Raw genomic sequence first — 13,279 nt, 5'->3', positions numbered from 1 at the left:
ATCGCCACCACCACAGCGCCCCTGACGACCGTAGGAGCTGGCTTGCCAGCGAAGGCGTTCACCAGGCCGATGCAAGACCTGATGGCCGCTCCGCCGGCAAGCCGGCTCCTACAAGAGGCTACGGGGTACGGATGGCGGGTTGAGGGGGCGGCGTTCGAGGAGTTCGCCGGTGCAAAGGGCTATGCGCCGGCAGGCTTCGGCCAGGCGCTCGCAGTCCAGCACCAGGCCGATGCGGATGTGCCCCGCGGCACTGGGGCCGAAGGCTTCGCCAGCCAGCACCGAGACGCCATGGCCCTCCAGCAGGCAGTCGGCAAAGGCTTGGGCGTCCAGCCCGGTGCTGCGCACGTCCACCATGACGAACATGCCGCCATCCGGGCGGATCGGGGTCAGGCCCGGGCACTGGCTCAGCAGCGAACACACCAGATCCCGGCGCCGCCGGTACTCTTCGCGCATCTGCGCCACCTCCGGCAGGTCGCGGTCCAGGGCCACCACCGCCGCGTTCTGCACAAAATCCGGCAGACCGTAGAGCATGCACAGGGACAGATTGCTCAGGTGCCCGGCCAGGGTCGGCGGGGCAATCACCCAGCCCACCCGCCAACCGCTCATGGCGTGGGACTTGGACAGGCTGTTGATGGTGGCGGTGCGCTCGCCCATGCGCGGCAGGCTGCCCGGGCTAAAGTGCCGGCCCTCGTACAGCAGGTCACAGTAGACCTCGTCGGAAATCAGCCACAGATCGTGGGCAAAGCACAGCCGCGCCAGGGCTTGCCAGTCTTCCAGGGACAGGCTGGCGCCCGAGGGGTTGTTGGGGCTGTTGAGCAGCATGGCCCGGGTGCGCGGGGTGATCCGCGCCGCCACTTCCCGCGGGTCAACGCGAAACCCCTGCTCGGCCCGCACCGGCACCGGCACGATGCGCGCCGCGCAGGCACCGAACACGCCCTGGTAGGTGACGTACATGGGCTCGGCCACCAGCACTTCATCCCCGGGATTGAGCAGGCACTGGGCCACGGAGAACACCGCGCATTGCGCCCCGGGCAGTACCACCACGTGTTCGGCGTCGACGATCTGCCCGCTGCGCTGATGGTGGTGCCGGGCAATGCAGCTGCGCAGCGCCAGATTGCCGCGCACGTCCGAATAATGGGTGTCCCCGGCCAGCAGGCTGTCGATCGCCGCCTGGACCACCGGCCTGGGGGTGTCGAAGTCCGGGTCGCCGATGGTCAGCAGCAACACGTCCCTGCCCTGCTCGCGCAGGGCCAGGGCCCGGTAATGGATGTTCCAGGCCGCGGAACCTTCACCGGCAATCCGTTGGGTCAGGGCTGAGTAGCGCATCGCTTTCTCCATGAAAGATGCCTCAGGCAAAACCCTAGGTGCTGCCGGGCCGCTCGTCGAGTGCCCGGCCCCACCGTTCGTGCCCCTAGATCACGAAACGCCCGACCATGGTGTTGAGATCCACCGCCAGGCGCGACAGTTCATGGCTGGCGGCGCTGGTCTGGTCGGCGCCGGCCGCCGACTGGGTGGCCAGGTCACGGATGTTCACCAGATTGCGGTCCACCTCACGGGACACCTGGGCCTGCTCTTCCGAAGCGCTGGCGATCACCAGGTTGCGCTCATTGATCTGGTTGATCGATTCGGCGATCTGCTCCAGGGACTCGCCGGCGGCGCGGGCCAGTTGCAGGGTGCTCTGGGTGCGCTGGTTGCTCTGCTGCATCGACTCCACGGCCTCGCCGGTGCCGTTCTGGATGCCGGCCACCATCTTCTCGATTTCCTGGGTCGACTGGGCGGTGCGATGGGCCAGGGCCCGCACCTCGTCGGCCACCACCGCGAAGCCGCGCCCGGCCTCGCCGGCCCGGGCCGCCTCGATGGCAGCGTTGAGGGCCAGCAGGTTGGTCTGCTCGGCGATGGCGCGGATCACGTCCAGCACCTTGCCGATATCCCGTCCCTGAGCCGCCAGCCCTTCGATCATCAGCGCAGTGCCCTGCACGTCCTGGGCCATGGTCTGGATCGCCTCGACGGTCTGCACCACCCGATCCCGACCTTCGCGGGCAGCCTGGGTCGAATGCTGGGAAGCCTCGGAAGTGGACACCGCGTTGCGCGCCACCTCCTCCACCGCCGCGGTCATTTCATTGACCGCGGTGGCCGCTTGCTCGATCTCGGTGTTCTGCTGCTGCACCCCACGGGAGGCTTCTTCGGTGACCGCACTGAGTTCCTCCGAGGCCGAGGCCAACTGGGTCGCCGAGCCGGCGATCTGTTCGATGGTCCGGCGCAGGCTGGCCTGCATCTCGGACAAGGCGCGCAGCAGTCGCGCCGGTTCGTCCTTGCCGTCGACCTCGATGACCTGCCGCAGGTTGCCACCGGCGATGACCTCGGCGGCGTTCAGCGCCTTGTTCAGCGGGGTGACGATGCTGCGGGTCAGCAACAGCGCCAGGACGATGGTCAGCAAGGCGGCGATCACCGCGACGATGACGATCCCGGTAATGGCCCCGCTGTAGTGCTCGCCGGCGGCCTGGGACGCGCTCCTGGCCCCGGCGGCGTTGATGGCGATGAGCTTGTTCAACTGCTCGCCCATCTGGTCGGTGCCGTCCTTGATCCGGGTGTTGATCAGGTTGCGCAGCTCATCCAGCTTGTCCTGGCGCGACAGTTCGAGCATTTCCTTCTGCGCCTGCAGGTAGTTTTCCAGGGTCAGGGTGAAGGTTTTGTAGAGGTCGGCCTCCTCCCCAACCATGGGCAGCGCCGCGTAACCGGACTGGGCCTGCCGGACCTTGTCCACCAGCACACCGATGCGCGTCTGGGCTTCGGCCAGGCCCGCCGGGTCGCGGTTGACCAGCACCCGGAACGAGAGAATCCGCAGGCGCAGCACGTTCTCGGTGAGGTTGCCGAGAAAGCCGACGCTGGGCAGTTGGTTGCTTTCCATGTCGAGCGAGGCTTCACGGATGATCGACATGCGATTGACGGCGAACACCCCCAGCACTACGACCAGCAAGGCAATGAAGGCAAAACCGAGAAAAGCACGAGGGGCGATATTCAGGTTACGCAGGGACATAGGGGCGACTCTCGAAGGAGAACGGGGCGGCGTGCATCCGTGCCATTGACCGTCTGGCGCATCAGGGGCTGCACCGACGAGGGGCACCACGCAACCAAGGCTCGTGGGCCTGTACTAAATATCGGCCGAACTTGAGCTTTTATACGGCTGATTCGCAAAAATATTTCTGAATGTGACAAGTGTTTCAGGCCTGATACAACGCCGTTCGCACTGAATCGATAAAGCAGCAAAGTGCCAGTATCCGATCCAGTCACCTGCCGCCAAAAGCGCCCATGGAAAGTGCAACTCATTCGCCGGAAAAGCCATTTTTTCAGCGCCGGCGCCTGCCCATCATGGGCCCAGTCCATAAAAACAATGCCGAGACTGGATATGAAACCTGAAGACTTTCGTGCCGCAACCGACCGCCCGCTGACCGGTGCCGAATACCTGGCCAGCCTGCGCGACGACCGTGAAATCTACATCTATGGCGACCGGGTCAAGGACGTCACCACCCACCCGGCCTTCCGCAACTCGGCGGCCTCCATGGCCCGCCTGTACGACGCCCTGCACGACCCGGCCACCAAGGAACAACTGTGCTGGGACACCGACACCGGCAACGGCGGCTACACCCACAAGTTCTTCCGCTCGGCGAAGAGCCCCGATGAACTGCGCCAGCAGCGCGACGCCATCGCCGAGTGGTCGCGCCTGACCTACGGCTGGATGGGCCGCAGCCCCGACTACAAGGCCGCCTTCGGCAGCGCCCTGGGGGCCAACCCGGAGTTCTACGGGCGCTTCGCAGACAACGCCCGCACCTGGTACAAGCGCATCCAGGAAGCCTGCCTGTACCTCAACCACGCCATCGTCAACCCGCCCATCGACCGCGACAAACCGGTGGATCAGGTCAAGGACGTGTTCATCTCGGTGGATGAGGAAGTCGAGGGCGGGATCATCGTCAGCGGCGCCAAGGTGGTGGCCACCAACTCGGCCCTGACCCACTACAACTTCGTCGGCCAGGGCTCGGCCCAGTTGCTGGGGGACAACACCGACTTCGCCCTGATGTTCATCGCGCCGATGAACACCCGCGGCATGAAGCTGATCTGCCGCCCGTCCTACGAGCTGCAGGCGGGCATGACCGGTTCGCCCTTCGACTACCCGCTGTCCAGCCGCTTCGACGAGAACGACGCGATCCTGATCATGGACAAGGTGTTCATCCCCTGGGAAAACGTGCTGATCTACCGCGATTTCGAGCGCTGCCGCCAGTGGTTCCCCCAGGGCGGTTTCGGCCGGCTGTTCCCGATGCAGGGCTGCACCCGGCTGGCGGTCAAGCTGGACTTCATCAGCGGGCTGCTGGTCAAGGCCCTGCAATGCACCGGCTCCCTGGAGTTTCGCGGGGTCCAGGCGCAAGTGGGCGAAGTGCTGGCCTGGCGCAACCTGTTCTGGTCGCTGACCGACGCCATGCACGGCAACGCCAGCGAATGGCTGAACGGCGCCTACCTGCCCAGTGCCCAGGCGCTGCAGGCGTACCGGGTGCTGGCGCCCCAGGCCTACACCGACATCAAGAAGATCATCGAGCAAGTGGTGGCTAGCGGCCTGATCTACCTGCCCTCCGGCTCCCGCGACCTCAAGGACCCGCTGCTCAACCAGTACCTGGGCACCTACTGCCGGGGTTCCGGCGGCATGGGCCACGAAGAGCGGATCAAGATCCTCAAATTGCTCTGGGACGCCATCGGCACCGAGTTCGGCGGCCGCCACGAGCTGTACGAGATCAACTACGCCGGCAGCCAGGACGAGATCCGCATGCAGTGCCTGCGTCACGCCCAGGCCAGCGGCTCGATGAAGGCCATGACCGACCTGGTGGACAAGTGCCTGGGGGACTACGACCTCGACGGCTGGACCGTGCCGCACCTGAGCAACCCCGACGACATCAACATGCTCGACCGCATCCGCCAATAGCCACGCAGCCGGCGTGTGTAGGAACTAGCTCATGTAGGAGCGGGCTTGTGTAGGAGCGGGCTTGCCAGCGAAGACGCACGCCAAAGCCCCCCCCAGGCCCGCTTCGCCGGCAAGCCGGCTCCTACAGGTCAAGCCCGCCGTCAGCCCCGCGTTGGCAGCCAGACACCCGGCTGCCCTGCGCCCACGAGGAATTCGTCATGCCTGTACTCGATCCCAAGCAACTGGCCTTTCGCAACGCCATGGCCCACATGACCGCTGCGGTCAACGTCATCACCAGCAACGGCCCCGCCGGCCGCTGCGGCATCACCGCCACCGCGGTCTGCTCGGTCACCGACAGCCCGCCGACCCTGATGGTCTGCGTCAACCGCAGCAGTGCCCTGAACCCGGTGTTCAAGGGCAACGGCCAGCTGTGCGTCAACGTCCTGGGCGGCGAACACGAAGAGGTCGCCCGGCATTTTGCCGGCATGACCGGGGTGGCCATGGACCAGCGCTTTGGCCTGCATCCCTGGCGCGACGGCTGGCAAGCCCTGCCGGTGCTGGAGGGGGCCCTGGCCAGCCTCCAGGGACGCATCACCGAGGTCCAGGAAATCGGCACCCATTCGGTGATGCTGGTGGAACTGGATGAAATCAGCGTGCGCGAGCAAGGCGACTCGCTGGTGTACTTCAGCCGCTGTTTCCACCGCCTGCAGCACCCCCGCCCGGCCGCCTGACTGATCTGGCTTGCCGGCCGTGGGCAAGATCCTGGGGCTGGCCTGAAGTCACTGCGCCTGGCCGCTACCGAAGTGGCCACGGCGCTTCACGAAGGGTCCGGCTGCTGCAATCCGAAGCACACCCCCTGGGGATCGTGGCACAGGCAGAACCGGCCGAAGCCGGGCTCGTGCTCGCTGAGCGCGCCCGTCTTGCCACCCAGGGCCCGGACCTGCAAGACACTGCGGGCCAGATCCTCGACCTGGAAGTACAGGACCATGCGCGCCGCGGGGTCGCCGCCGTGTACCCCGACGCTGAACGACGGCGCCTGCAACCAAGCGTTGTGCACCGCCCCCAGCGGCTGCGGCGACCAGCCGAACAGCTGCTGAAAGAACACCAGCGCCCGATCACCATCGAACACGCCAATTTCCACATGAGACAGTCGACCTGACATACATCCTCCACATTCACCGAGACAGAGTCGCCAGTGTCCGCCTAGGGTCGGGGCCGGGTCTTGAACAAAACTGACCTGGAACGCCATGGGCTCTAGCCCTCCAGCAACGACGCCGGCTTGCCCGGGATCGTCGCCCAGCCGCCCCGGGCATAGGCGCCTGGGGAACAGCCGGCGAATGCCTGGAACTCGCGGCTGAAGTGGCTCTGGTCGCTGTAGCCGCACAGCATCGCCACGTGCACCAGCTCCAGCGCCGGTCGTGATTCCAGCAACTGCTGGGCGCGGGCAAAGCGCAGGTGCCGGGCGCAGGCCTTCGGTCCTTGCCCCAGATGGGCCTTGAAACGACTGGCGAAATGCCGCCCGCTACAGCCGGCCCGCTCGCTCAGATGGTGGATCGGGATACAGCCACCGCTACGCTGCAGTTCCTCCCAGGCCAGGCGCACCATCGGCGGCACGTTACGGCGCGAGTTCTGCAGACGCTCGACAAGAAAGCTTTCGACCCGCAGCAATCGACTGGTCCAGCAAGGGTTTTCTTCCAGCGCCTCGACCAACAAGCCAACCGCCGCGCCCCACAGTTCCGACAAATCCAGCCAAGGGCTGGCAAGCACTTGGCTATCGCCCTGAAACAGGCGGTACGCGGCCCAGGGCGGCAGCTCCACCTCGATGCATGAATGCACACCGCTCTGCTCGACGATCACCGGAGCGGCCGGGCGGCTCACCACGAACGCCTGGCAGCGTTGCTCGCGCCCATTGGCGGCGAGCCCGTAGGGGGATGCCAGGCCAATCACCAGCTTGACCTGTGGCTGCGCGACCTCAAGCCGTTGCACGCTGCCCGGCAGCGTTTCGCTGAAGCCGCACAAGCGCGCGCCCCAGGGCCGCAGCCTGACCGCATCAAACCCGCTGACGCAGTGCGAAACAGAAAAAGGCAGCCTCGGCATCGAACTCACTCCCGATGGGAATCCCGGATTTACCCGCTCAAGCATAAGCGACCCGCGCCGCTGGGCCATGGGCCACCTCCTGCATCTGTAGGATGGCGGCCACCGCCCCAGCCATCGATACTCGTCCCAGGCCCTGCCCACGTCCCCCAGGCGTACGGTCCTCAACCACTTCCGTGACGAAAACAATAACAACGTCGCACAGAGGTACAGCCCCATGAACCGACCCGATCACGCTCCGGCCAGCCTGTTGCAGGCCTTCAGCGAGCTGACCCTGGACTTGCAGCAACTGGCGCAGCACAAGGACATCGAAAGCCTTCCCCCCCATGCCCTGGCGCGCATCGGCAAACTCTTGCCCTTCGACAGCGCCTGGTGGGGTCGCGCCGCTCTGGTGGACGGCCTGCCGGATGAGCACAGCTGCTACCTGTACCGCCTGCCGCCGAGCTACCTGCCGGACTGGCAATCGATCCGCCACACCGATGTCACCGTGCACCGGGTGCACGAGGTGCCGGGCCGGGCGGTGATCGTCGACATGGCCGACCCGGACAACGGCGCCGGCCTCAACTGGCTGGGCCGCCAGTACCACATCGGCGAACTGCTGTGCGTGGTGCACATCGACCCCCATACCCAGCTGAACAACCACCTGGCCCTGTACCGCGCCCCGGGGGCCCCGCGCTTCAACCAGGACGACTGCCAGTTGCTGAACAACCTGATGCTGCACCTGGTGGCGGCGGTGTCGGCCAATCAGATCCGCACCCTGGTGGCGATGCGCGAACGGCTCAGTCGCCCGCGCAACCTGGCCCTGGCGGTGTGCGACCAGCGCGGGGTACTGCAGTGCGCCGAACGGGGGTTTGTCGACCTGCTGCTCAATGAATGGCCGCGCTGGAACGGTCCGCAATTGCCCATGGCGTTGGACAGCAACGGCTTCGAGGGCAAACGCCTGCAGATCGACTGCTCCGCCGTGGGCGACCTTTACCTGCTGGCGGCCCGCAGCCGCGCCCTGCTACCCAAGCTCAGCCCCCGGGAAAACGCCGTCGCCCAGTGCTTCGGCGACGGCAAGACCTACAAGGAAGTGGCCCGGGACCTGGGCATATCACCCAACACCGTGCGCCATCACATCCGCGCCATCTACAGCAAGCTCGGCGTCAAGGACAAGGCGCGCATCGCCCAGTTGCTCCACGCCCCGCCCGACTGATCCAGACCGCTGATCCGCACTGACTTGCGCCGTCGCGTTTGACGGCCACGGGCAGCCTTTGCCTGTTTTTTGCCCCACTGCCGTGTGCCGGCGAGCCGTTCGCCGAATAACAACACCTACAAGAGACGCACCGCCCATGACAAGGATTCCGACCCGTACCGCCCTGGCCCTGGCTGGCGCCCTGACCAGCCTGTCGCTCAACGCCGCGGACCTCAACGCCCGGGACTTCTTCGCCGCCCCCGCGGGCACCAGCCTCGGCGTGCTGTACCTGCCCGCCACCCGCGCCGGCGATTTCCACGGCCCGGCCGACAGCAGCGGCAAGGCCGATCTGCGGATCAACGCCATGGCCTACCGCCAGGTGTTCTTCAGCGACCTGTGCGGCACCCTGTGCACCCCACAGTTCATCGTGCCCTTCGCCGACATCAGCGCCCGCCTGCCCGGCGCCGAGCACCGCAGCAGCGAAAGCGGCTTCGGCGATCCCCAGGTCGGCGGCACGCTGTTCTTCATCAACCAGCCGCAAACCCGCACCTACAGCGGCCTGCTGACCCTGATCACACTGCCCCTGGGCGAGTACCACAGCCGCAACCCGGACGTGTCACCCGGGGCCAACCGCTGGGGCGCGACCTTTGTCTACAACTACACCCAGGGCCTGGGTGAAAAATGGGTGCTGGAAGCCAACCTCGAAGCCCAGCTCTACGGCAGCAACAACGACTATCTGGGCAGCGACCTCAAGCAGGACCCGCTCTATCGCCTGCAAGCCTTCGCCTCCTACGACTTCACCCCCTCAACCTATGGCGCCCTGCGCCTGATCCACGCCGACGGCGGCGAACTGCGGATCAACGACCGGCGCATCGACGATACCCACAAGCGCTACACCCAGGTCGGCTTCGAACTCGGGCACTGGCTGGACAAGCAGAACCAGCTGCTGTTCAGCCTGTCGCAAAACGTCGCCACCGAGAACGGCTTTGCCGGCACCGATGCCCTGCTGCGCCTGGTCCACGTGTTCTGAACCCCTTGCCTGCGGAGCCTGTCCATGACCACCCGGAACCCCACCTTGAGCGTCACCTCACACCTCAACCACCCGCCTCTGGGCCTGCTGGCGGCCATCGTGCTGTTCGCCGCCATCACCCCCGCGGTGCTGTTGATGGCCCCGGCCATTGCCGCGCAACTGGCCAGCCAATGGCAATTGAGCCCGACCCGGATCGGCGACCTGTTTTCCGCCGAGCTGGGGGCCATGAGCCTGGCCACCCTGCCAGCCATCTGGTGGCTGAAACACATCGACTGGCGCCGGGCGGCGTTGTGCAGCGCCCTGCTGTTCATCGTCGCCAACCTGCTGTCGATGCTGGCCCATGACTATTCGCTGTTGTTGATGGCGCGCTTTGGCAGCGCCCTGGCCGGCGGCTCGCTGATGATCATCTGCCTGGCCAGCGCCGCCGCCAGCCCCACGCCCAGCCGTGCCTACGGTTTCTGGGTGATGGGCCAACTGGTGCTGGGGGCCATCGGCCTGAGCCTGCTGCCCATGCTCTTCCAACGCTTCGGCCTGGGCGCCTGCTACCTGATCCTGGCGCTGCTGATGACCCTGTGCCTGCCCCTGGTCCGCTGCTTTCCGGCGGGGGCGGCAGGCCCTGGCGCCGACGCGCCGCCGGCACCGGCGATCTCCCGACTCAAGGCGGGCCTGGGGATTCTCGGCATCCTCACCTTCTACATCAGCCTCAGCGGGGTCTGGACCTTTATCGGCGCCATTGGCAGCCAGTCCGGCCTCTCGGCCCAGACCAACGGCGACATCCTGGCCATCGCCACCCTGATGGGCATCGTCGGGGCGCTGTGCGCCACCCTGTTCGGCGACCGCCTGCCCCGCGGCGCCCTGCTTTTGCTGGGCTACGGCCTGATGGCGGGCTCGGTGCTGCTGCTTCTGGACCAGCCCCGGCTGGCGCGTTTTGCCCTGGCGGCGCTGGTGTTCAAGTTCACCTGGACCTTCATCCTGCCGCTGATCCTGGCGCGCATGGCCGAGATGGATCGCAGCGGCCGGCTGATGAATGCCTCCAATCTGGTGATCAGCGCCGGACTGGCCATAGGCCCGACCCTCGCCGGGCGCCTGATCGAAAGCAGCGGCGGCTTCCAGGGGCTATTGCTGGGGGGCGCGCTGCTCACCCTGGCGTCCCTGGCCCTGGTGCTCGGTTGCCGTACCCCGCGCTAGCCAGCCGCGAAGCGCCCCGGCCAGCACTCCTCTTTCCCCTGAAAAATGGACATCACCATGACGAGCAAAACCGCGTTCTTCTTCGATGAACTCTGCCTGTGGCACAGCGCCGGCCCCCATGTGCTGACCCTGCCGGTTGGCGGCTGGGTGCAACCGCCGTGCGCCGCCGGACACGCCGAATCCCCGGAAACCAAGCGCCGCCTGAAAAGCCTGATGGACGTCTGCGGCCTGACCCGACAATTGCAGGTGCGCAGCGCCCCACCCGCCAGCGAAGCGGACCTGCTACGGGTCCACCCAATCGACTACCTGCAACGCTTCAAGGCCCTGAGCGATGCCGGGGGTGGCCACCTGGGGGAAGAAGCACCGGTAGGGCCTGGCAGCTATGAAATCGCCAAGCTGTCCGCCGGCCTGGCCGTGGCCGCGGTGGACGCCGTGCTCAGCGGCGAAGCCGAGAATGCCTATGCCCTGTCGCGGCCACCGGGACACCACTGCCGCGCCGACCAGGCCATGGGCTTCTGCTTTCTGGCCAACATCGCCATCGCCATCGAAGCCGCCAAGGCCCGCCACGGGCTGGGCAAGGTGGCGGTCATCGACTGGGACGTGCACCACGGCAACGGCACCCAGTCGATCTTCGAGGAGCGGGCCGACGTGCTGACCCTGTCCCTGCACCAGGACGGCTGTTTTCCGCCGGGCTATGGCGGTGAACACGAGCGCGGACGCGGCGCCGGCCTGGGCTGCAACATCAACGTCCCGCTGCTGCCCGGTGGCGGCCATGACGCCTACCTGTACGCCATGGAGCAGATCGTGGTGCCGGCCCTGGAGCGCTTCGAACCCGAGCTGATCATCGTCGCCTGTGGCTATGACGCCAACGCCGTGGACCCATTGGCGCGGATGCTGCTGCACAGCGACTCGTTCCGCGAGATGACCCAGTGCCTGCGCGACGCCGCCGAGCGCCTGTGCCATGGCCGCCTGGTGCTGGTGCATGAAGGCGGCTACTCCGAGGCCTACGTGCCTTTTTGCGGGCTGGCGACCCTGGAAGCGCTGTCGGGCATCCGTACCGCGGTCCAGGACCCGATGCTGGAGTTCGTGCGCCAGCAGCAGCCCAAAGCGGAGTTCACGGCCTTCCAGCGCCAACTGCTGGACCGTCAGGCCGCGGCCCTGGCGGCCGCCGCTCGCTGACCCGCCCTGCTTCCTCCCGGGGCTGATGTTCACCGGCATGACGCCGGGCATCAGCCACCGTCTGCCTCGTAGCATCTCTGCGCATCATCACCCCACGCCAAGAGCAGCGGTCCGACACATGCACCGCGACAATGGCCAAAGGTTTCCTATTCTCTCCTCGACAACCTGACCCACAGGTCCAGTTCCTCGCCACTCCTTTCCAGAAGAAACCTCGCGTGCCGCAGCGACGCGCCATTGCCTTCGCAACCGGGTGTGTCGCGCGTCGGGACCTGTCCGTCTGCTTGTCCGCCTTCCCCGGTTACCGGGATTTTGCGCTGATCGGGGGCTTGCCTGTTCGCTGAGACAAAGGAGATGTCCATGCACCGCAAGACCAAGGATTACCTCGACGAGATCGACTTCTGGCAGAAGGCCCGCGCCCGCCTGTTGCAGCAAGCGGCGCAGCTTCGCAGGCATCAGGGGGACGCCGTCACACCGGATGTTTCCAGGGCGCTGCTGGACGATCTGTTGCACAAGTGTGGCCTGGATACCCTGCACCGCGCTCGCGACCGGGCTGGGCAGCACGGACCGGAAACGACCGGGAACCCGCCACCGCGCGACCCGCTGGACTGAATGCCCCGGCTAAGCCAGCCCCCGGCTCCGGGCCTGGCTGGGAGTCAGCTGAAAGCGCGCCTTGAAGGCCCGGGCAAAATGCGCCTGGCTGGCAAAACCATGGCGATAGGCGACCTCGCTGATATCCAGCCCCGCCCCCTGGCGGCTGCACAGCAGCTGGCGGGCCAGTTGCAGGCGCCTGTCGAGAATGAAGCGGCTCGGCACCAGGCCCTCCAGGGCAAACAAGCGGGCCAGGTGCCGGGTGGAAATGCCGGTCTGGGCCGCCACCCGCTCGCAACTCAGGGCGGGGTCGGCCAACTGCTCATGGATGCATTGCTTGGCCGCCAGCAGGTAGGAGGCACTCAGGGCATTGATCGGCCGCTGCCCGGCCTGCCCGGCAATGATGCTGGCGAGCAGTTCGAAGGCCTGGTCCTGGTAGGCCTCTGCGTCCTCGCACAACGGCTGCTGGAAAAAGGCCCGGGTACGTTCCCCCAGGGTGCGTAGCAACAGGCGCTGGACCCCGCTTTCGCTGCTGACCCGCAATGGCCGGTCGAAGCGTTTCAGGCAGCGCTCGGCAAACTGCTCCTGGGGTATGTCGAAGATGAATTGGCGCATCGCCCCGGAGAAACCGAACAGGTAGGGTTTGTCGGTGCGATAGACCACCAGTTCGCCCGGTTGCAGCACCTGGCAGCTGCCGTCCTGGTAGAAGAACGACCCGCTGCCGGTGACCAGGGACACAAAGACCGACTCCTTGGGCACGCCGCGAATCATCGAGCTGTCGCGCTCCACCACGTGTTCGTTGCCGACAATGCGCGCCAGGCGCATGGCGCTCAGTTGCAGGTTGTCCTGGCAGGCAGCGAAGCCGTCTTCGGCGTAGGAGTTGCACTTGAGCCCCACCAGGGTCGTGGCGTTGTAGTCCTCCCAGAAACTCAGGCGCTGTTCCGGGTCGACGGCCTGGGTGCTGGCATGCCGGGTTTCGAGCAAGGCGCATGGAGACATTGTTGTTCTTCTCATGGGCGGCGGGATATTCCCCGGACGGCAAGGCCGCGTCCGGACACCTGAGGCCACATGCATTGCG

General features: G+C 66.4%; 11 protein-coding genes and 2 pseudogenes. 7 read left to right on the top strand and 6 right to left on the bottom strand.

Features of this window, described 5'->3' with window-relative positions:
* Positions 1 to 108: 108 nt before the first annotated feature.
* From DNK59_RS08140 to DNK59_RS32455, 3 genes and pseudogenes are all read right to left on the bottom strand, one after another.
* On the bottom strand, positions 109 to 1,326 hold the full coding sequence (locus DNK59_RS08140) for a pyridoxal phosphate-dependent aminotransferase (protein WP_110722867.1): 1,218 nt from the start codon (positions 1,324 to 1,326) through the stop codon (positions 109 to 111).
* Positions 1,327 to 1,411: 85 nt separating this feature from the next.
* Positions 1,412 to 2,011, bottom strand: a pseudogene (locus DNK59_RS32460) (methyl-accepting chemotaxis protein); the annotation flags it as partial.
* A gap of 306 nt (positions 2,012 to 2,317) precedes the next feature.
* Positions 2,318 to 3,037, bottom strand: a pseudogene (locus tag DNK59_RS32455) (MCP four helix bundle domain-containing protein); the annotation flags it as partial.
* Between the two features lie 369 nt (positions 3,038 to 3,406).
* Here DNK59_RS32455 and hpaB point away from each other — a divergent pair.
* The gene (gene hpaB / locus DNK59_RS08130; protein ID WP_110722865.1) at positions 3,407 to 4,969 is read left to right on the top strand and encodes a 4-hydroxyphenylacetate 3-monooxygenase, oxygenase component; all 1,563 of its coding nucleotides are present in this window, start codon (positions 3,407 to 3,409) and stop codon (positions 4,967 to 4,969) included.
* Positions 4,970 to 5,166: 197 nt separating this feature from the next.
* On the top strand, positions 5,167 to 5,679 hold the full coding sequence (hpaC, locus tag DNK59_RS08125) for a 4-hydroxyphenylacetate 3-monooxygenase, reductase component (protein ID WP_110722864.1): 513 nt from the start codon (positions 5,167 to 5,169) through the stop codon (positions 5,677 to 5,679).
* Between the two features lie 86 nt (positions 5,680 to 5,765).
* Here hpaC and DNK59_RS08120 read toward each other — a convergent pair whose 3' ends face one another.
* Together DNK59_RS08120 and DNK59_RS08115 are read right to left on the bottom strand one after the other, a co-directional pair.
* The gene (locus DNK59_RS08120; protein WP_146249891.1) at positions 5,766 to 6,110 is read right to left on the bottom strand and encodes a VOC family protein; all 345 of its coding nucleotides are present in this window, start codon (positions 6,108 to 6,110) and stop codon (positions 5,766 to 5,768) included.
* Between the two features lie 92 nt (positions 6,111 to 6,202).
* The gene (locus DNK59_RS08115) at positions 6,203 to 7,045 is read right to left on the bottom strand and encodes a helix-turn-helix domain-containing protein (protein WP_158288744.1); all 843 of its coding nucleotides are present in this window, start codon (positions 7,043 to 7,045) and stop codon (positions 6,203 to 6,205) included.
* A 214-nt stretch (positions 7,046 to 7,259) separates the two neighbouring features.
* Between DNK59_RS08115 and DNK59_RS08110 the strand changes: the two genes are divergently transcribed.
* From DNK59_RS08110 to DNK59_RS08090, 5 genes are all read left to right on the top strand, one after another.
* Positions 7,260 to 8,237 (top strand): helix-turn-helix transcriptional regulator, encoded by a 978-nt coding sequence (locus DNK59_RS08110; protein WP_092314288.1) that lies wholly within the window; start codon positions 7,260 to 7,262, stop codon positions 8,235 to 8,237.
* 136 nt (positions 8,238 to 8,373) lie between these two features.
* Positions 8,374 to 9,246, top strand: a complete 873-nt coding sequence (locus tag DNK59_RS08105) for a transporter (RefSeq protein ID WP_110722861.1) — start codon at positions 8,374 to 8,376, stop codon at positions 9,244 to 9,246.
* Positions 9,247 to 9,270: 24 nt separating this feature from the next.
* Positions 9,271 to 10,434, top strand: a complete 1,164-nt coding sequence (locus tag DNK59_RS08100) for an MFS transporter (RefSeq protein ID WP_110722860.1) — start codon at positions 9,271 to 9,273, stop codon at positions 10,432 to 10,434.
* Positions 10,435 to 10,491: 57 nt separating this feature from the next.
* Complete coding sequence (locus DNK59_RS08095; protein WP_177431216.1) at positions 10,492 to 11,613, top strand: class II histone deacetylase; 1,122 nt, start codon at positions 10,492 to 10,494, stop codon at positions 11,611 to 11,613.
* A gap of 357 nt (positions 11,614 to 11,970) precedes the next feature.
* Positions 11,971 to 12,222 (top strand): hypothetical protein, encoded by a 252-nt coding sequence (locus DNK59_RS08090; RefSeq protein ID WP_110722858.1) that lies wholly within the window; start codon positions 11,971 to 11,973, stop codon positions 12,220 to 12,222.
* A 9-nt stretch (positions 12,223 to 12,231) separates the two neighbouring features.
* Here the strand turns inward: DNK59_RS08090 and DNK59_RS08085 are convergent, their stop codons facing one another.
* Complete coding sequence (locus DNK59_RS08085; protein ID WP_110722857.1) at positions 12,232 to 13,200, bottom strand: helix-turn-helix domain-containing protein; 969 nt, start codon at positions 13,198 to 13,200, stop codon at positions 12,232 to 12,234.
* Positions 13,201 to 13,279: the final 79 nt, after the last annotated feature.

It is taken from the genome of Pseudomonas sp. TKO26, from assembly GCF_003225665.1.
Classification (GTDB): domain Bacteria; phylum Pseudomonadota; class Gammaproteobacteria; order Pseudomonadales; family Pseudomonadaceae; genus Aquipseudomonas; species Aquipseudomonas saponiphila.
Note: the sequence above shows the minus strand (reverse complement) of the source record. Positions and strands in the feature narration are given on the sequence as shown.

Bases quoted from the DNA above. Each gene is read 5' to 3' on its own strand.
- DNK59_RS08085 (WP_110722857.1), bottom strand. From the start codon at position 13,200: ATGTCTCCATGCGCCTTGCTCGAAACCCGGCATGCCAGCACCCAGGCC.
- DNK59_RS08140 (WP_110722867.1), bottom strand. From the start codon at position 1,326: ATGCGCTACTCAGCCCTGACCCAACGGATTGCCGGTGAAGGTTCCGCG.
- DNK59_RS08110 (WP_092314288.1), top strand. From the start codon at position 7,260: ATGAACCGACCCGATCACGCTCCGGCCAGCCTGTTGCAGGCCTTCAGC.
- DNK59_RS08120 (WP_146249891.1), bottom strand. From the start codon at position 6,110: ATGTCAGGTCGACTGTCTCATGTGGAAATTGGCGTGTTCGATGGTGAT.
- DNK59_RS08105 (WP_110722861.1), top strand. From the start codon at position 8,374: ATGACAAGGATTCCGACCCGTACCGCCCTGGCCCTGGCTGGCGCCCTG.
- DNK59_RS08115 (WP_158288744.1), bottom strand. From the start codon at position 7,045: ATGCCGAGGCTGCCTTTTTCTGTTTCGCACTGCGTCAGCGGGTTTGAT.
- DNK59_RS08095 (WP_177431216.1), top strand. From the start codon at position 10,492: ATGACGAGCAAAACCGCGTTCTTCTTCGATGAACTCTGCCTGTGGCAC.
- DNK59_RS08100 (WP_110722860.1), top strand. From the start codon at position 9,271: ATGACCACCCGGAACCCCACCTTGAGCGTCACCTCACACCTCAACCAC.
- hpaC (WP_110722864.1), top strand. From the start codon at position 5,167: ATGCCTGTACTCGATCCCAAGCAACTGGCCTTTCGCAACGCCATGGCC.
- DNK59_RS08090 (WP_110722858.1), top strand. From the start codon at position 11,971: ATGCACCGCAAGACCAAGGATTACCTCGACGAGATCGACTTCTGGCAG.
- hpaB (WP_110722865.1), top strand. From the start codon at position 3,407: ATGAAACCTGAAGACTTTCGTGCCGCAACCGACCGCCCGCTGACCGGT.